Origin of the sequence: Cruoricaptor ignavus (genome assembly GCF_900141665.1) — a bacterium.
In the GTDB taxonomy this organism is placed as follows: Bacteria; Bacteroidota; Bacteroidia; order Flavobacteriales; family Weeksellaceae; genus Cruoricaptor; species Cruoricaptor ignavus.
Genome location: NZ_FQYI01000009.1, coordinates 1 through 17,870, shown reverse-complemented (window position 1 = coordinate 17,870; position 17,870 = coordinate 1). Strand labels below are relative to the sequence as shown.

Sequence of the window (17,870 nt, the reverse complement as noted above, 5' to 3'; positions counted from 1 at the left end):
GTAACTTTTTCTTCGATAAATTTTTCATAGAATGTACTTGATTTTCGATACGGAAACTACCGGATTGCCGATTAATTATAATGCGCCTCTTTCTGATTCTGCGAATTGGCCAAGAATGGTGCAGATCAGTTGGCAATTGCACGATGAACTTGGGAATCTCATTGAAAATCAGGACTTTATAATAAAGCCGGAAGGCTACGATATTCCTTACAATGCTTCCAGGATCCATGGCATTACCACGAAAATTGCAAACGAAGAAGGCCGTGATTTGGCAGAGATTTTAGCCCAGTTTTCCGCCGTGCTGAAGCGCGCGAAAGTTGTGGTAGGGCACAATGTGGAATTCGATTACAAAATCGTGGGCGCGGAATTTTTCCGGAAAAATCTGGAAGACCATCTGCAGAAAATTCCGATGGCAGATACGATGATTCTAGGCACGGAATACACGGCGATTCCTTCGGGAAAAGGAAAATACAAGTCGCCCAAACTTGAGGAAATTTACGAGAAACTTTACGGCGAAAAGTTTGACGAGGCGCACAATTCCGCTGCCGATGTGAACGCCACAGCACAGGTGTTTTTCGAAATGTGGCGGCAAGGTGTAATTTCGGTAGAGCAGGTTTTTTCAGATTCTCAAAATTATCAGGATTTTCGTGAGAAAAATGTAAAACCGATTTCGCCGTTTGAAATCAAAATAAGAAGGCAGGTAGCGGCAATTAAGAAGCGGAAAACTGTAGATTTTGGCGACACCGCGGAAATTGAAATCGGGGATTATTTCAACTTTCACAACCACAGCATTTACTCTGCCTTGCAATCGAATACGCACCTTAACGATTTGGTAGCCAAAGCATTAGCTGATAATTTTCCGGCTGTTGGTCTAGTAGATTTGGGCAATATGATGGGCGCTTTCAAATTCGTTTCCGAAGTGGAAGAAGCGAATAAAAACATCAGCAGCAATTACCAAAATTACATCGAGCAAAAAGAAAAAGCCAAGAACGAAGGCACGGATTTCAACGAAGCAGAACCACGGCAACTGCCTTTAATCCCAATCATCGGCTGTGAATTCTATATTTCCGAAAGGCCGGAACAGAAGCAGTTTACGAAGGATGATCCGGACAGAAGAACGCTGATGGTATTGCTGGCGAAGAATTTCACTGGGTATAAAAATCTGGCAAAACTTTCAAGCCTTGGCTTTCTGCATGGCTTTTATTTCGGCGTTCCGCGAATTTCACGGGATATGGTGGCGCAGCATAAGGAAGGCCTCGTCGCTGTTACTGGTGGAACTTTAGGAGATGTGCCGAACACAATTTTGGAATTTGGCGAGCAGAAAGGCGAAGAAATTTTCAAATGGTGGAAAAATGAATTTGGCAATGATTTCTATGTTCAGTTGCAAAATCATCAAATTGAGGAGGAAGAATATGTGAACGAAGTTCTGCTGAGTTTCGCCGATAAATATGGCGTGAAAATTCTGGCGCAGAATGAAACTTTCTATACCGAGAGAAATGATGCACAGATTCAGGATATCCTGTTCTGCATAAAGGATGGCGAGAAACTTTCATCGCCTGTTGGAAAGGGTTTCGGGAAAAGGCGCGGGCTTCCGTCTCAGGAATTTTACATCAAAAATTCCGAGGAAATAAAGCAGGCGTTCCGCAATTATCCCGATGCATTTGAAGCCTACACGGAGTTTCTCGCCAAATTTAAACCCTATAAACTAAAGCGCGATGTACTGCTGCCGAAGTTTGAAATTCCTGTAGAATTCCACAGCGAAGAAGATTTGAAGGACGGCGGAAAACGCGGCGAAAACGCTTACCTAAGGCATTTAACCTACAAGGGTGCGCAGGAAAAGTACGGCGAAATAACGCCCGAAATTTCCGAGCGACTGGATTTTGAACTGGAGGTCATTGCGAACACCGGATATCCCGGTTACTTCCTTATCGTGCAGGATTTCTGCAACGAAGCGCGGAAAATGGGTGTGTGGGTTGGTCCGGGCAGAGGCTCTGCAGCCGGTTCTGCGGTGGCCTACTGCATCGGCATTACGAATGTGGACCCGATAAAATACGACCTGCTTTTCGAGAGATTCCTTAATCCTGAGCGGATTTCGATGCCGGATATTGACATTGATTTCGATGATGAAGGCCGCGATAAAATCATCAGATGGGTGGTGGAAAAGTACGGCAAAATGAATGTGGCACAAATCATCACCTACTCTGTTCTCGGCGGAAAATCTGCGATAAAGGATGCAGGCCGTGTGCTGGAGCTGCCAATTCCCGAGACGAACAACATCGCGAAACTTGTGCCTTCCGTGCCAGGTATGAACATCGGCAAAGCCTTCAAAAAATACGAAAAACTTTCGCCGGAAGACAAGGTGCTTGCCGATGAAATGAAATCCATTCTGGATAACCCTGAAGATGCGAGGTACCCTGTGCTGGACGCAGCGAAAAAGATGGAAGGTGCGGTGCGAAATACCGGAATTCACGCCTGCGGTGTCATCATCACGCCGGAAGATATTTCCAACCTGGTGCCGATAACTACGGCAGCGAAGGATGCGGAAATTTTGGTCTCCCAGTTCGATAATTCCGTGGCGGAAAGTGCCGGGCTTCTGAAGATGGACTTCCTGGGCCTCAGGACTTTAACTATCATTAAACACGCCATTCAGCTCATCAAGGAAAGGCACGGCATCGAGATTAATCCAGATGAAATTCCGCTGGATGATGCCAATACCTACCGGCTTTTTCAGGAAGGAAGAACGATTGGAATCTTCCAGTACGAAAGCCCAGGAATGCAGAAATATATGCGTGAGCTGAAGCCCACGGTATTTGCCGACCTGATTGCGATGAATGCGCTGTACAGGCCTGGCCCGATAAAGTACATCCCGAATTTTATTAACCGGAAGCACGGCCTGGAAGAAATCGTGTATGATTTGCCGGAAAACGAAGAGTACCTGGCTGAAACCTACGGCATTACGGTTTATCAGGAACAGGTGATGCTGCTTTCGCAAAAACTGGCGAATTTTACCAGGGGTGAAGCCGATACGCTGCGCAAAGCGATGGGTAAAAAGCAGAAAGATGTGCTTGATAAGATGTATCCGAAATTCATCGAGGGTGGAAAAGCGAACAACCTGGACGAAGAAAAACTCAACAAAATCTGGAAAGACTGGGAAGCTTTTGCAGAGTACGCTTTCAACAAATCGCACTCCACCTGCTATGCCTTGATTGCCTATCACACGGCTTACCTGAAGGCCAATTTTCCGGCGGAATATATGGCCAGCGTAATGAGCAACAACATTAACAATACCAAGCAAATCACGATGTTTATGGAGGACTGCCAAAGTATGGGTGTGGATGTACTTGGCCCTGATGTGAACGAGAGCCAGTACGGCTTTGCGGTGAATGAAAAAGGGCAGATCCGTTTCGGTTTGGGTGCGATAAAGGGCATTGGTGAAGGGCCCAGCGAAAGCATCGTGGAAGCAAGGAAGGATGGGAAATTCAAGAATATTTACGATTTCTTCGAGCGGATTCCTTCGGCGCAAATCAACAAAAGGGTGGTGGAAAGCCTGGTAATTGCCGGCGCTTTCGATGAGGTGGACGATTATCACCGCGCGCAGTATTTCGCTGTGGATTCTCAGGGCAGAACCAATGTGGAAAGGCTTTTGAAATACGGCTTCAATTTTCAGAACGGGAAAACGCAGCTGGAAAATTCGCTCTTCGCAGAATTTGCGGAAGGACTGGATGTGGAACAGCCAATAATAGAGCCTGCACAGGAATGGCCAAATATGCACAAGCTGAACAGGGAAAAGGAAATCATCGGCTTCTACCTTTCGGCGCACCCTTTGGACGAATTTCGGTACCAGTATCAGTTTATCCAGGGAAATTTCGGCAGAAAGCAAGTGCTTGAAAAACAGGAGGTTACGGAAGATAATTTAGCAGGAAATTTTTCCGATGAGATTTTACCTGAAGAAATATCGGCAGAAGCCGTGGAAATAGAGCTGAATGAAGACGGCGAAATTTCCGAAGGGCCGGTGAAAAAAGATGTGGAACCGAAGGGAAGTTTCAATTTCCTGAACCTGGATGAAATAGATGTTTTCCGCGAGAAAGCCTTTGGTGCTGAGCAAATAAAGCTGTTTGAAGAAACGAAGGACTACCGCGAAAAGCAGAAGATGAAGGCGACCTTCCGGGAATATACGGTGGCTGGGCTGGTGACGGAATTTCTCGTTCGGGACGGCAGAAACAGCGGCGAAAAGGTGGCGTTCGTAACGCTTGAAGATTACACCGGAAGTTACCAGTTCAGGCTTGGCGACAAGGATTATATGAGACTTCGCGAAAAAATCGATCTGCAGCGCTTCCTGATTTTGAAAATAAAATTCACTATAGGGAGCGACGGCAGAATTTTCCTGAATGTGAACGATGTGTTGGAACTGAAGGAAGCCTTCGACCAGTTTGCAAAAAGCCTAACTGTGGTGCTGGATGTGAAGGAAATCCGAAAAACCGACCTGGAATTCTTCCGCAATTCACTGATGAAAAAGGATGGCAAACAGAAGGTGAGCATCCTCATAAAAAACTCAGACGACGGAACTCAGCTGGAAATGCCGTCACGGAAAGGCTTCGTTGATCTGGACGCAGCACTGATGACGGAAATTGCGGAAGAAAAAAGGTATGAGATATTTTTGAATTGAAATCTGTGTCTTTGTGTATAAAAGTTAGGAAAAAAATAACCCAGTGTCTCTGTGTTCTAATATAAATTTCTTTGCCCCCTCAATGTTATTTTTTTGAAAACTTGAAAACTTTTTTGGTTTTTTAGTTTCCATTGCTTTATCTTTGCCGCCGTATTCAGAAATATGGAGAAGGAATTTCTAGATAAAGTGCTAAACCTTTTTGCAGAAAACGGCGCAAAAACCGTTACTATGGACGATATAGCCAAGGAAATGGGCATATCCAAGCGCACGCTTTACCAAAAATATAAAAATAAGGAAGCCCTGCTGGAGGATGTGATAGCTTATAAACTTGATGAAGGCTTGAAAGAAATGCATGAAATCAATCAAAGAATTGAGAATCCTTTAGAAGTATATTTCTACAAGCACGAAAACTTCCAGCAGCAGGTAAAGAGCAACAAATCAGTTTTCGTGCGCCAGCTCATAAAATATTATCCTTCCATTTTTGAAAAATATATTGCCAATTTTTCAGATCAATTTATAAAATTTACCGTTGAAAATGTGAAAAAAGGCAGGGAAATGGGCTTGTACAGGGAGGATTTTGATGAAGAAGTATATGCAGATTTCGTTTTTCGTCTGTTTATTTCCTATGATTTCAATCCCGATCAGTGCGATACCTTCGCGTCGCGGTACGATTTTAATTTTAAAGTGATTGACTTTTACCTGAACGCCATTACTACGGATGCCGGTAGACATATTGTGAAAAAATACACCCAAAATTTATGAAAAAAATAATATTAACAACCTTGCTTGCCGCAGGCCTGATGCACGCCCAGGAGGCGCGGCTGCTCACGCTGCAGGATGCCGTCAATTATGCCTTGGAAAACAAGGCAGACGCGCTGAAAGCCCGCAAGGATATCGAAAGAGCGGAGGCTAAAATCCGCGAAGTCCGGGGGAATGTATTCCCACAGATCTCGGTGAATAGCGCTACCAACTACAATCCCCTGCTGCAGGAGTCGCTGCTGCCAGGCGAGCTTGCCGGTATGCCGGGGCAGAAGGTGCCGGTAACTTTTGGCACGAAGTGGAACTCCACCAATGTGGCGCAGATGCAGCAGCTGATTTTCAACGAGCAGGTCTTCACGGGGCTGAAAGCCGCAAGATCCACTAGGGAATTTTACCAGCTGAATGCCCAACTTACGGATGAAAACCTCATAGAGCGTGTGGCAAACGCCTACTATCAGGTGTACAAAACCGACCAGATGATGAAGAATATGCAGGAGAACCTCTCCCTCACGCAGCAGACCTCCAAAGTCATCAAAGGTTTGCTGGATGCCGGGCTGGCACGCAAGATCGATTATGACCGGATCGTAGTGGCGGAAAACAACATCGCTTCCACGGTAAAAACGCTGGAAAATGCAACCCAACTCGCAGAGAACGCCCTGAAATTCTACATGGGGATGGATATCGCCCAGCCCATTCGCCTGCCGCAGGATACCTTTGAACCAAAATACCTCCCGGGAGAGCAAACCCAGTACGATGAAAGATCGGAAATAAAACTGGCAAAAAAGCAGATAGAGCTGCTGCAATGGCAAAAGAGAGCCTCAGAATCAGAATACTACCCGGTGGTGGCTCTTACAGCAAACTACGGCTGGATGGGGCAGGGTGCCAAATTCCCCTGGTGGCACGGCGAGAAGGACGGGGTTTACTGGAACGATTTTTCCCAGATAGGGCTCAATATCAATATCCCCGTCTTCCGCGGGTTTTCCGTAAAATCAAGAATTGAGCAAAACCAAATCGATATTGAAAAGGCCCAGCTGGATTTGAAGGACACCAAGATGGGACTGGATATGCAATATCAAAACGCAATTACCAAACTGCAGAATAATATGACACAAATTGAGATCCAACAAGGCAATGTAAAGCTGGCAGAGGATGTGATGAACAACACCCGCAGCAACTATCAGTACGGCCTTGCCACTATGAACGATATCGTAGATGCCGAAAGCGATCTGGCAGAAGCGAAGAACAACTATACCAATGCACTGCTAGAGTACAAAATGGCAGAGGTAGAGCTTTTAAAATCTCAGGGCAGACTCCGGACTTTAACCCAATAAAATCATGAAAAAGAATACAATAATTACCATCCTCATCCTGCTGGCTATCGGCGCAGGAATCTACTTCATCCTTCAGAAAAATAAGGAAAAAAACGAGGCAAATGTAGCCGTAGTGGCACAGAAGAACAGCAATGTAGCCGTGCGCACAGAAGTCGTAAAACGCGAAAGCCTAAGTAGGGAATTCTCCGCCAACGGTACCTTCAAACCCAATAAACAGGCGAATATCTCCCCGGAAATCGGCGGGCAGCTGGTTGCGCTCTATGTACGCGAAGGCAGCTATGTAAGGGCAGGGCAGAGCATCGGCAGGCTCGGGGGAGAGAAAATCAATGTGAATGTGAGCAATGCAAAAGCCAATCTGGACAATGCCCAGGCTGCGCTGAACCGCTACGAAATGGCATACAAGACAGGTGGGGTTACGGCCCTGCAGCTGGATCAGGCAAGGCTTGCCGTGAAAAATGCCAAAGCCCAGATGCAGTCTGCAAACCTAACTTCCGGCGATACCAACATTATCTCCAAAGTCAGCGGCATCGTAAACCAGAAGTTTGTTGAAGTAGGCAGCGTGGTAGGAGCCGGCACTCCACTTGTGGAAATAGTGGATATCTCCGTGGTAAAGCTTAAGGTAGATGTAGATCAGTCCGTGGTGAGCCACCTGCACAATGGGGATATCGTGAAAATAAAACCAGATGTTCTGGATTCCGAGATGGAAGGCCGCATCAGCTTCATTGCGCCTACTGCCTCCGGGGCGCTTCAGTTCCCCGTGGAAATCGCGGTAAACAACTCCGGAAACACGCTAAAAGCCGGCATGTACGGTACCGCGTACTTCAACCGCTCCGGCGCATCGGATGCGCTCACCGTACCGAGGAGTGCCTTCGTAGGCAGCGTGAGCGACGGGCAGGTGTTCATTGTAAAAGATAATGTGGCGTACCTGAAAAAAATACAGATAGGAGCCAACCTAGGCGATAGGGTAGAGGTTGCCGGCGGCCTCTCTGCCGGCGATGTAGTGGTGACCAGCGGCCAGATAAACCTTCAGGACAAAACAAAAGTGCAAGTGCTGAAGTAATCTAGAAAACAGGAAAAATGAAATTAGCAGAAATATCGATAAAAAGACCAAGCATAGTCATCGTAGTGCTCGCGCTGATGCTTATCGGCGGCCTTTTCAGCTATACCAGGCTGAATTACGAGCTCATTCCGAAATTTGAGGTAAAGGTAGTTACCATTGCTACAATTTACCCCGGCGCTGCACCATCCGAGGTGGAAAACACCGTGACGCGGAAGGTGGAAGATGCGATAGCCTCGTTGGAGGGCATTAAAAAAATTCAGAGTAAATCGTATGAGAGCCTTTCGGTGGTGATGATTCAGTTCACGGATGATGTGGATGTGGATTATGCGCTGAATGACGCTCAGAGGAAGATAAACGCCATTCGTTCAGATCTCCCAGAGGATGCGGAAGAGCCTTCGCTCAGCAAATTTTCCCTCTCCGATCTTCCAATCATCACGATGGGAATTACTGCTAACCTTACCGAGGCAGAGCTCTATGACCTTGTGGATCAGCGCATCCAGCCGGAGCTTTCGCGGATATCGGGCGTGGCGCAGGTGAATATTATCGGTGGGCAGGAGCGGGAAATACGGGTGAACCTCAATCGTGAGAAGCTGGAAGGATACGGCCTCACCGTGCCGCAGGTACAGCAGATGATCGCCGCATCCAATCTGGATTTCCCGACGGGGAACCTACAGTCCCGCCAAACCTCCACTATCATTAGGCTTTCCGGAAAGCTTGCCACCGTGGATGAACTGAGGCACCTCGTCATCTCCTCTGTAAATGGGCAGGTGATCCGTCTTTCCGACATAGGGGAGGTGGAAGATACCCAGAAGAAAACGGAAAAACTGGCGAGAATAGACCAGCAGAATACGCTGCTGCTGCAGGTGCAGAAGCAGACGGATGCCAACGCCGTAGAGGTAAGCCGGCTGGTGAAAGAAAAAATTGTACAGATCCAGAATCAGTACAAAGCTCAAAATGTGCAGCTTACGGTAGCCAACGACACTTCGGAATTTACGCTGGAGGCTGCAGACCATGTGTTGAAAGACCTTATGATAGCCATCGCGCTTGTAGCTTTCGTGATGCTTTTCTTCCTGCACAGCCTCCGCAATGCGCTGATAGTGATGGTGGCAATCCCGGCGTCTCTCATCGCCACATTTATCGGGATGCTGCTTTTCGGCTATTCATTAAACCTGATGAGCTTGCTCGGCCTCTCCCTGGTGGTGGGGATCCTGGTGGATGACGCGATAGTCGTGATTGAAAACATCCACCGCCATATGGAGATGGGGAAAAATAAAGTGCGTGCCGCTTATGACGGCGCCTCGGAAATTGGCTTTACCGTAGTTGCCATCACGATGGTGATTGTAGTGGTGTTCCTCCCCATTGCGCTCTCCACGGGTATGGTTTCGAACATTATAAAGCAATTCTGCGTCACCGTGGTTATCGCGACACTGCTTTCCCTCATCGTGTCTTTCTCAGTAGTGCCGTGGCTTTTCTCCAGATTCGGTAAGCTGGAGCACATCAGCAGAAACAATATTTTTGGTAAGATAATTTACAAATTCGAGGACGGGCTGAAGTGGTTTACCTTAAAAATGGAAAACATCCTGAAGTGGAGCCTTCACCATAAAATTGCCACCTTTGCCGTTGTTACAGTACTATTCATCAGCTCCTTAGCCCTTCCTGCCTTAGGGTACATCGGTTCAGATTTCTTTCCGGGTAACGACAGAAGCCAGTTCCTCCTGCAGCTGGAAATGCCCAAAGATGCCTCCATCGAAGAGACCAACTTTATGACCCGCCGCGCAGAGCAATACCTGGCGAAAAGGCCGGAGGTAGTGCGGCAGATCACGATGGTGGGGCAGTCCAGCACGGGCTTCGGGGCATCTCAATCCACCGCATACAAATCGGAGATAAGCGTTTTCCTCACGGATAAAACGGAACGGAATAACGAGCCTACAAAAGTATACGGCGCAAAACTGAAACGAGAGCTGGAGAAGATACTCATCGGTCCGAAAATCAGCGTGATACCCATTGGTTTTATGGGAGCGGAAGAAGCTCCCCTGCAGATGACAATTACCGGTCCCACAACCAAGGATGCGATGGAATATGCCGAAACAGCTATGAAAATCCTGCAATCCATCGATGGATCTACCGAGGTGAAAACCACTGTGGAGGAAGGAAACCCGGAGGTTGAAGTAAGCATTGACAGAGACAAAATGTCTATGCTGGGGCTGAATATAGCTACCGTAGGGCAAACTATGCGCACCGCCTTCGCAGGAAATACGGATAATAAATTCCGCACCGGCAGTACTGAGTACGACATAAATATCATTATGGATGAGGGCAACCGCTCCACCATAGACGATATCCGGAACCTCTCCTTCATTAACCCCATGGGGCAGAAGGTTTTCCTTTCCCAGTTTGCCGATGTTTCCTATGGCTCCGGACCTACGCTCCTGGAGCGCTACGACCGCGCGCCATCCGTTACCGTACAGTCACAAGTCGTGGGTAAAACTACCGGTACGCTGGCCTCCGAATGGGAAGAAAAGCTATCCGCGGTGCAGAAGCCATCCGGCGTGGAATGGCGGTGGGGAGGCAATAGGGAAAATCAGAGCGAAGGCTTCGGGACGCTCGGCTACGCGCTACTGGCGGCTATTATGCTCGTTTATATGATTATGGTGGTGCTGTATGATGATTTCGTAAAACCCTTCATCGTACTCTTCTCCATCCCGCTCTCTTTCATCGGGGCACTCTGGGCGCTGGCGCTCACCAACGAGTCACTTAATATTTTCACCATCCTCGGTATCATTATGCTCATCGGTCTCGTGGCGAAAAACGCGATCCTTCTTGTAGATTTCGTAAACCACCGTATGGAAGCCGGCGAAGATATCGAAACTGCACTCGTACAGGCGAACCACGCCCGGCTACGGCCGATCCTTATGACTACCATCGCCATGGTGTTCGGGATGATACCCATTGCAACGGCTACCGGTGGTGCGGCGGAGACCAACAAAGGCCTCGCGATTGTAATTATTGGCGGGTTGCTCTCCTCTCTCTTCCTTACCCTCGTCATAGTGCCGGTGGTGTACTACATCATTGTGAAGCTGGAAAACCGCTTCAGTAAGCACGACAAGATAAACTATGAAGAAGCAATGGTGGAAGACTATGAGCCCATCAAAATAAAGGAAGAGTACGAAATATAATTTTTTAGCTCAAATAAAAACGCGGCGCAGTACTTCTGAGCCGCGTTTATTTTTAAGGAGAGACTTATGAATATCCTCCCATCGTATATTCCGCAAAGGCTTCCTCCAGCGAGCGGAATCTTCCCTTGAAATCCTGCACGGCACAATCCTGCACAATGCTCCCTTTGTTTATGAGGATTACGCGTGTGCACAGCGCCTCCACCTCCTGCATAATGTGTGTGGAGAGTATCACGGATTTCTCGCTGCCCACATTGCGGATCACCTCCCGTATCTCCAGGATCTGGTTGGGATCCAGCCCGTTGGTAGGCTCGTCCAGGATCAGGAGTTCCGGCTCGTGCAGTATGCTCGCCGCCAAGCCCACCCGCTGCCTATAGCCCTTGGAAAGCTGTCCCGTTTTTTTCGATTTTTCCGGCGTGATCCCGGTAAGCGCTATTACCTCATTTATTCTTTTTCTTGAAACCTTCCGCACATCTGCCACGAAATCCAGGTACTCCCTTACGAACATATCATTGTACAGCGGATTATTCTCGGGGAGAAATCCCATTTTCGCCTTGGTTTCCAGGGGAAATTCTGCAATATTTTTCCCGTTAAAAAATATCTCGCCGTCATCCGGAGTCAGCGCTCCGGTGATAGATTTCATCAGGGTGGATTTTCCTGCACCGTTCGGTCCCAGCAATCCTACGATCTCGTTAGCGCCAATTTCCAGACTGATGGCATTCAGCGCAGTCTGGCTGCCGTATTTTTTGGTAAGGTTTAATATTTTTAAAGACAAAATAATCAGCTTTCGGTGGGCAAATTTAAACAAAAAAATCACCGGAGACTCCGATGATTTCTGTAATATTTTTTAAGATTATCTCGCCTCCAGCGCGGCTTTCACATCTTCATACCCGCCCCCGTTGTACACTTCCGTCAGGCCTTGCTCTTTGAAGTAATCTGCCGCCTTCTGGCTGCGCTGCCCGCTTTTGCAGAAGAAAATCTTCGGGCCCGCCAGATTCTCGATTTCCTGTTTGCGCACCTCAATCTCGTCTAGCGGAATGTTTGTTGCGCCCTCCACGGAGCCGTCCACATCGAGCTCCATCGGCTCGCGCACATCTATCAGGTGATAATTGTCACCACTCAAAAGTTCTTTCAGATCCATAATTGTATTATTTACACTTCCAAATATAATCAAAATATTAGTTTTGCAAAGCCAATGCACGCAAAAACACAATATTTTTCTCAAATAATCAAATCTACTGCTCGGCGTTTCGGCTTCCAGAGTTGCGGTATTTCCCGGGCAGAATTTCTGGAAGATGAGGCACCGCGCCTGGAGAGGTGGCTGCGCGAGGGCATGCACGGGGAGATGCGATATATGGAGAATTATTTTGATAAGCGGCTGGATCCAAGGCTGCTGGTGGAAGGTGCCAGGTCCGTGATCTCATTATCTTACAATTATTTTCCGGAAGAAATTTTGCCGGAGGAAGGGAATTACAAAATTGCAAAGTATGCCTATGGCGAGGATTATCACGAGGTAATAAAAGCCATCCTTCGGGAGATGTGTGAGCATTTGCTGGAGGAGATCGGGGATTTCCATTTCAGAATTTTTACGGATTCTGCGCCGGTTTTGGAGCGTGCCTGGGCGAAGCGGGGTGGCATTGGCTGGGTAGGAAAAAATTCGAATCTCATCACTAAAAAGCACGGCTCGTTTTACTTTCTCGCGGAAATCATCTGCGATCTGGAACTGGAACCGGACCCGCCGACAACTGACCATTGCGGCAATTGCCGTCGCTGCATTGATGCCTGCCCTACGGGCGCCATTGTTTCGGAAAAAGTGGTGGACGGCAGTAAGTGTATCTCCTATGCGACCATCGAACTTAAAGATCAGATCCCGGATTTTTTTCAGGATAAGATGGAAGACTGGATGTTCGGCTGCGATATTTGCCAAGATGTTTGCCCCTGGAACCGGTTTTCCCAACCGCACAGTCAGCCGAAATTCTACCTGAATGAAAAACTTACAGCAATGCGGAAGGAGGATTGGAAGGAGCTTACCGAGGAAGTTTATGCCGAGATTTTCAGAAAGTCTCCCGTGAAGAGGGCTAAATTTTCCGGACTAATGAAAAACATTAAAAATCTTCCTTAAGTTTTAAACAAAACAGGCTGCCAATCGGCAGCCTGTTTGAAAAAAGTTTTATGGGATTAGAAACCATAATTAACACTCAAACCAAGTTTATAGTTATAAGTGGTTTTATCGTGCGGGGTGTTGTCATACATTTTTGTAAAGCCATGATCGTAGCGGAGCATCAGCTGCCAGTGGTTATCGAACGCGTAGCCTAAGCCGCCCACTACGCCGAAATCAAACTTATTAAACTCATCGTTGTCATTAAAATGGAGATCGATATAATTGATGCCGGTTGTTGGGTCATTAATGCTGTCTCCTGAGACTTTCTGGTTCACGATGAAGCCTACTTTAGGCCCTACGGTTAGAAACCAGCTGGAATTTAAGCCGCTGTTCGCTTTTGCACCGAAATAATATTTCAAAAGAATAGGCAGATTTATGAAATCTGCGAAGAATTTTTGCTTGCCGCCAGGATATTTATTGTATTCACCCTGCATAGAATATTCCACTTGAGGAGCAAAGAACAAACCGCCGCTACGGCTGAGCTCCGAAGTAGATCTCTGGCTGATAGGCGCCTCGAAAAAAACACCTACAGATGGGGCTACACGCGCTTCGGAATCCTGGTGGATGCCGTGGATGTGCGAGCCGTGTACTCCGGCTGTGATACCAAATTGGGAACGCTTTTCAACATATTGTGAAAATGCAGTTGCACTCGCAGCTAGAGCTGAGAAGATGAATAATTTTTTCATAAATCTATGAGTTTTTAATTTGCAGCAAATATAAAAAAATCATTTACAATATGGTGCTTTTTCTTCAGCAATTTTTTTAGCGCTGATGCATAAATTTATTATATCAAAAAAATGGATTCGGTAAAAATTGATAGCCATTTTCCTTTTTTTCTGCAAAAATGTGGGATTGGCCATTGCTGAGGACAATCATCCGGCAGCCGATTTCAGAGTTGTAGCGTGCCGTTTGGTCAAAGGTCTTCTCAGATAGCCTTATGTGCGGAGCTTTGCACTCGATTAGAATTACAGGTTTGGCCTTTTCTGTGAGGATGATATCGCTTCTTTTCGTCAAGGTATTGATTGTCAGTTTTTTTTCTATTAAAAACGCCGATGTTGCATAGCCCCTGCCGGTAATGAAGTACTGAATCCAATGCTGGCGCACCCATTCCTCAGGCGTAAGCAGCAGCCAGATCTTTCGGCACACATCATAAATAAAAAATTTATCTTTGTACTTACGGATTTTAAAATCATAAGGATCCGGAAAATTTAGCCTTGGGATTTCCAAACAATGAAGGATTTAGAAATACTGCTCAAAAATATTAAAAATAAAGAACTTCTGCCGCTGTATTTTCTGCACGGCGAAGAGCCTTTTTTCATCGACCAAGTTACCGATGCTTTGGAGCAAATTTTGCCGGAAGAAGAGCGCGATTTCGGGCTGACGGTTGTGTACGGAAAAGACACGAACATTGCGGAAATTGTGGCACAGGCACAGCAATTCCCGATGTTTGGCGATACGAATATGATTATCGTAAAGGAAGCTCAGGATTTGAAATTCAGCGATGAGGAAAAAAAGATTCTCGAGAATTTTGCGCAAAACCCTGTGCCCACCAGCGTTCTCGCTTTCGCTCACAAACACAAAAAATTGGCCGGAAATACGAGGACTGCCAAAGTTTTAAAATCGGCAGGATTTTTGTTCGAAAGCCCTGCAGTAAAGGATTATCAAGTACCGCAATGGATTAGCGAGGAAGCGGCACGGCTGCAAATCAAGATGGCGCCGAATATTTCGCTAATGCTCGCCGAATATCTGGGCAGCGATTTATCAAGAATTTCCAACGAACTTTCTAAGGTGAAAATGCTGATGAAGGATGGCGAAATTCTGGATGCTAAAATGGTGGAAAAACACATCGGGATAAGTAAGGAATTCAATGTGTTTGAACTGCAGAAAGCGCTTGGGCAAAGGGATTCAGCAAGGGCGATGAAAATTGCGCACTACATTGCGAAGAACCCGAAAAGCAGTCCGTTTCCGATGATGCTGGGCAATCTGTACAACTTTTTTTCCAACATCATCATTTACCAAACGATGAAGGGCGTGGATTCTAAAACCGTGGCTGCAGAAATGGGCGTAAATCCTTATTTCGTAAAAGATTTTGCGCAAGCCGCCAATTTTTATCCGTTCAAATTGGCAACGCGGGTGATTTCCATTTTGCGGGAATATGACTTGAAAAGCAAAGGCTTGGGCGTACAGCAAACGCCGCACGAAGAACTTCTGGTGGAAATGGTTTACAAAATCTTGAATGTGGACAAGGTGAAGGTTGCTGTTTGACCGAATTAAATAATCGATAATAATTAAACGAAATTTTTGAGAATATGGAAATTAGCGATAATGTTTTAAACTGCGTAATTGTAGGTTCCGGGCCTGCAGGTTTTACGGCGGCAATCTACGCTGCAAGAGCCGATTTGAAGCCGGAACTGTACACAGGTTTAGAGCCTGGCGGCCAACTGACCACAACAAGCGATGTGGAGAACTTCCCAGGATATCCCGATGGAATTACCGGGCCACAGATGATGCTGGATTTGCAGAAACAGGCGGAAAGATTTGACACGAAAATTCATTACGAGCTCATCACCAAAGTGGAATTTTCAAAAGATGGCGGCGTGCATAAACTGTATGCCGGCACGAAGGAAATTTTGGCAAAAACGGTGATAATTGCAACCGGCGCTACGGCGAAATATCTTGGGCTGGAAGACGAGAAAAAATATTCTGGCGGCGGTGTTTCGGCGTGTGCAACCTGCGATGGATTTTTCTACAAAGGCCGTGAGGTGATAGTGGTGGGTGCCGGTGATACGGCGGCCGAAGAGGCCACCTACCTGGCAAACCTTGCGTCGAAAGTTACGATGCTTGTGCGCAGGGATGAGTTTCGCGCGTCCAAATTTATGGCGAATAAAGTGATGAGCACGCCGAACATCGAAGTGAAATTTAACCACGAGCTGATAGGCATTGAAGGTGAGAATAATTTGGTGGAAAGGGCGGTGATTATCAATAACTTAACGAAGGAAATTTCCACGCAAAATGTGGACGGAATTTTTATTGCGATAGGCCACAAACCGAATACGGAAGTTTTTGCAGGGCAGGTAAATCTGGATGAAAACGGCTACATCCTTACAAATCCTGGCACTACGGTTACTAATATTCCGGGCGTTTTTGCGGCAGGAGATGTTCAGGATCATGTATACAGGCAAGCCATTACTGCTGCCGGAACAGGTTGTATGGCAGCCATGGATGCGGAAAAATATCTGGCAGAATTGCAGTAGGAGTGAAGGACTAATTATGGTGAATGGTAAATTTTTAATTTACAATTTAAAACTTTAACCTCTAAACATCAGAGAGTGTCATCTTGGGCCTGCCGAAGGGTTTATCTCGGAAGAACTTGAGCTAAAATTGAAACAAATTCTCTACATATTTCTTGGTGGCGGACTGGGGAGCGTCCTGCGCTTCCTCATTTCAAAACATACCCAGAAACTGTGGAATATCAGCAGTTTTCCGGTGGGCACTTTTGTAGTGAATATAATTGGTTGTTTCCTCATCGGATTATTCTCTGCGTATTTTTTTAAAACTGACAGCCAGCTGAAGTTCTTTATGATTGCAGGTTTTTGTGGCGGCTTTACCACATTTTCTACTTTTTCTGCAGAAAATTATTCATTATGGCAAAGCGGCAACAGCTTTGTGCTTGTTGCCTATGTACTTTTGAGTGTATTCGTGGGGCTCGCAGCTGTTTTTGTGGGTTCCCATTTAATGAAAAGCTAATTTTTTATCCTGAAAACAAAGGCTTTAAAAGAATTTTGCTAAAATAATTTGCTCAAAATACAAAAGCACCTTATATTTGCACCACCAAAAACCGGAAGGTTTTGGAGAGATGGCAGAGTGGTCGATTGCGGCGGTCTTGAAAACCGTTGAGGGTAACACCTCCGGGGGTTCGAATCCCTCTCTCTCCGCATTTAACACTGATAATTAATGGTTTACAGTAGTTACACCCAAAAATACACCCACTTTTAAAGTAGGTGTAATTTTTTTGGACTTAATTCAATTGATTTTAAGTGAACTTTTGGGATTAATTCATAAATAGCTCATCAAAGTCAGAATTACATCATTAATTTTAAGTTTGGATGCCATTTTTTAAACTTGTGTGGTGAAATATTTTTTTCCGTATATAAACAGTAAATAGTATCCACATTGTAAATTAACCCGTAGTGCATTATCACGCGAGATTTATTTTTAGCTTGTTTATATTTCTGCCGAAAAGAAATTTATTCAGATATTGAATAGTTGTTAGTGTTGCAATTTTAGCCAAAATTCTGGTTTTAAAACCTTGAAAAGTTTTGGCATAGTTCCTTCTAATCATAAATTGGTCACAAAGTTGGGAAAATAACGTTTCGATTCTTTTCCGATATTTTTTGAATTGATAAAACTGTGGCTTGTAGTCTTTTTGATTTCTCCTTTTAGGAGTTTCTAATTCTATATTTACCTCATTGAATAAGTCTAACTGGATGGTTTGAGACAAATAGCCTTTGTCCCCAAGTAACACACAGTCAGACATTTGGAGTTTTATATCTTGCAAGTAGTGGATGTCGTGAACGGATGCGGGAGAAATATCAAAACTCTGAAAAACCCCAGAAATTGAACATACAGCATGTAGTTTATACCCATAGAAATGCAGGTTCTGCGAAGCACAAAATCCTTTGTTGGGATAAGCATAATCTACATCCTTGCAAATCCTGCT

The 17,870-nt window shown here is 45.9% G+C and carries 14 protein-coding genes and 1 tRNA gene; 10 read left to right on the top strand and 5 right to left on the bottom strand.

Annotation, left to right across the window (positions count from 1 at the left end):
• The first annotated feature begins 31 nt into the window (after positions 1-31).
• The 5 genes from dnaE to BUB43_RS09030 all read left to right on the top strand — a co-directional run bounded on the left by dnaE (position 32) and on the right by BUB43_RS09030 (position 10,992).
• Positions 32-4,666, top strand: coding sequence for a DNA polymerase III subunit alpha (gene dnaE / locus BUB43_RS09050; protein ID WP_073180384.1), 4,635 nt, complete (start codon positions 32-34; stop codon positions 4,664-4,666).
• A 162-nt stretch (positions 4,667-4,828) separates the two neighbouring features.
• Positions 4,829-5,428, top strand: coding sequence for a TetR/AcrR family transcriptional regulator (locus BUB43_RS09045; protein ID WP_073180382.1), 600 nt, complete (start codon positions 4,829-4,831; stop codon positions 5,426-5,428).
• Positions 5,425-6,756, top strand: a complete 1,332-nt coding sequence (locus BUB43_RS09040; protein WP_073180380.1) for a TolC family protein — start codon at positions 5,425-5,427, stop codon at positions 6,754-6,756. Before BUB43_RS09045 ends, BUB43_RS09040 begins: the two co-directional genes overlap by 4 nt.
• Before the next feature lie 4 nt (positions 6,757-6,760).
• Complete coding sequence (locus tag BUB43_RS09035; RefSeq protein WP_073180378.1) at positions 6,761-7,816, top strand: efflux RND transporter periplasmic adaptor subunit; 1,056 nt, start codon at positions 6,761-6,763, stop codon at positions 7,814-7,816.
• Between the two features lie 17 nt (positions 7,817-7,833).
• Positions 7,834-10,992, top strand: a complete 3,159-nt coding sequence (locus tag BUB43_RS09030; RefSeq protein WP_073180376.1) for an efflux RND transporter permease subunit — start codon at positions 7,834-7,836, stop codon at positions 10,990-10,992.
• A 64-nt stretch (positions 10,993-11,056) separates the two neighbouring features.
• On the opposite strand, the gene BUB43_RS09025 is transcribed toward BUB43_RS09030, so the two are convergent.
• Both BUB43_RS09025 and BUB43_RS09020 read right to left on the bottom strand, forming a co-directional pair.
• Positions 11,057-11,764 (bottom strand): ABC transporter ATP-binding protein, encoded by a 708-nt coding sequence (locus BUB43_RS09025; RefSeq protein WP_073180374.1) that lies wholly within the window; start codon positions 11,762-11,764, stop codon positions 11,057-11,059.
• 78 nt (positions 11,765-11,842) lie between these two features.
• The gene (locus BUB43_RS09020) at positions 11,843-12,130 is read right to left on the bottom strand and encodes a rhodanese-like domain-containing protein (protein ID WP_073180373.1); all 288 of its coding nucleotides are present in this window, start codon (positions 12,128-12,130) and stop codon (positions 11,843-11,845) included.
• Positions 12,131-12,184: 54 nt separating this feature from the next.
• On the opposite strand from BUB43_RS09020, the gene queG reads away from it, so the two are divergent.
• Entirely contained in the window at positions 12,185-13,111 is a 927-nt protein-coding gene (queG, locus tag BUB43_RS09015; protein WP_073180371.1) for a tRNA epoxyqueuosine(34) reductase QueG, read from the top strand.
• A 56-nt stretch (positions 13,112-13,167) separates the two neighbouring features.
• Here the strand turns inward: queG and BUB43_RS09010 are convergent, their stop codons facing one another.
• Both BUB43_RS09010 and BUB43_RS09005 read right to left on the bottom strand, forming a co-directional pair.
• A complete protein-coding gene (locus BUB43_RS09010) occupies positions 13,168-13,836 on the bottom strand; it encodes a porin family protein (protein WP_073180369.1) in 669 nt (222 codons plus the stop codon).
• A 103-nt stretch (positions 13,837-13,939) separates the two neighbouring features.
• Entirely contained in the window at positions 13,940-14,377 is a 438-nt protein-coding gene (locus tag BUB43_RS09005) for a type I restriction enzyme HsdR N-terminal domain-containing protein (RefSeq protein ID WP_073180367.1), read from the bottom strand.
• A 3-nt stretch (positions 14,378-14,380) separates the two neighbouring features.
• On the opposite strand from BUB43_RS09005, the gene holA reads away from it, so the two are divergent.
• The 4 genes from holA to BUB43_RS08985 all read left to right on the top strand — a co-directional run bounded on the left by holA (position 14,381) and on the right by BUB43_RS08985 (position 17,085).
• Positions 14,381-15,415, top strand: coding sequence for a DNA polymerase III subunit delta (gene holA, locus BUB43_RS09000; RefSeq protein ID WP_073180365.1), 1,035 nt, complete (start codon positions 14,381-14,383; stop codon positions 15,413-15,415).
• Positions 15,416-15,459: 44 nt separating this feature from the next.
• The gene (gene trxB, locus BUB43_RS08995) at positions 15,460-16,404 is read left to right on the top strand and encodes a thioredoxin-disulfide reductase (protein ID WP_073180363.1); all 945 of its coding nucleotides are present in this window, start codon (positions 15,460-15,462) and stop codon (positions 16,402-16,404) included.
• A 127-nt stretch (positions 16,405-16,531) separates the two neighbouring features.
• Positions 16,532-16,897 carry a fluoride efflux transporter CrcB gene (gene crcB, locus BUB43_RS08990; RefSeq protein ID WP_073180361.1) on the top strand — a complete coding sequence of 122 codons (366 nt, stop codon included), beginning with the start codon at positions 16,532-16,534 and terminating at the stop codon, positions 16,895-16,897.
• Positions 16,898-17,000: 103 nt separating this feature from the next.
• Positions 17,001-17,085, top strand: a tRNA-Ser gene (locus tag BUB43_RS08985).
• Positions 17,086-17,348: 263 nt separating this feature from the next.
• Here BUB43_RS08985 and BUB43_RS08980 read toward each other — a convergent pair.
• Positions 17,349-17,870 (bottom strand): IS982 family transposase (locus BUB43_RS08980; protein ID WP_143154085.1); only part of this gene is annotated, 522 nt, incomplete at its 5' end.

Bases quoted from the DNA above. Each gene is read 5' to 3' on its own strand.
- dnaE (WP_073180384.1), top strand. From the start codon at position 32: ATGTACTTGATTTTCGATACGGAAACTACCGGATTGCCGATTAATTAT.
- BUB43_RS09045 (WP_073180382.1), top strand. From the start codon at position 4,829: ATGGAGAAGGAATTTCTAGATAAAGTGCTAAACCTTTTTGCAGAAAAC.
- BUB43_RS09040 (WP_073180380.1), top strand. From the start codon at position 5,425: ATGAAAAAAATAATATTAACAACCTTGCTTGCCGCAGGCCTGATGCAC.
- BUB43_RS09035 (WP_073180378.1), top strand. From the start codon at position 6,761: ATGAAAAAGAATACAATAATTACCATCCTCATCCTGCTGGCTATCGGC.
- BUB43_RS09030 (WP_073180376.1), top strand. From the start codon at position 7,834: ATGAAATTAGCAGAAATATCGATAAAAAGACCAAGCATAGTCATCGTA.
- BUB43_RS09020 (WP_073180373.1), bottom strand. From the start codon at position 12,130: ATGGATCTGAAAGAACTTTTGAGTGGTGACAATTATCACCTGATAGAT.
- queG (WP_073180371.1), top strand. From the start codon at position 12,185: ATGCACGCAAAAACACAATATTTTTCTCAAATAATCAAATCTACTGCT.
- BUB43_RS09010 (WP_073180369.1), bottom strand. From the start codon at position 13,836: ATGAAAAAATTATTCATCTTCTCAGCTCTAGCTGCGAGTGCAACTGCA.
- holA (WP_073180365.1), top strand. From the start codon at position 14,381: ATGAAGGATTTAGAAATACTGCTCAAAAATATTAAAAATAAAGAACTT.
- trxB (WP_073180363.1), top strand. From the start codon at position 15,460: ATGGAAATTAGCGATAATGTTTTAAACTGCGTAATTGTAGGTTCCGGG.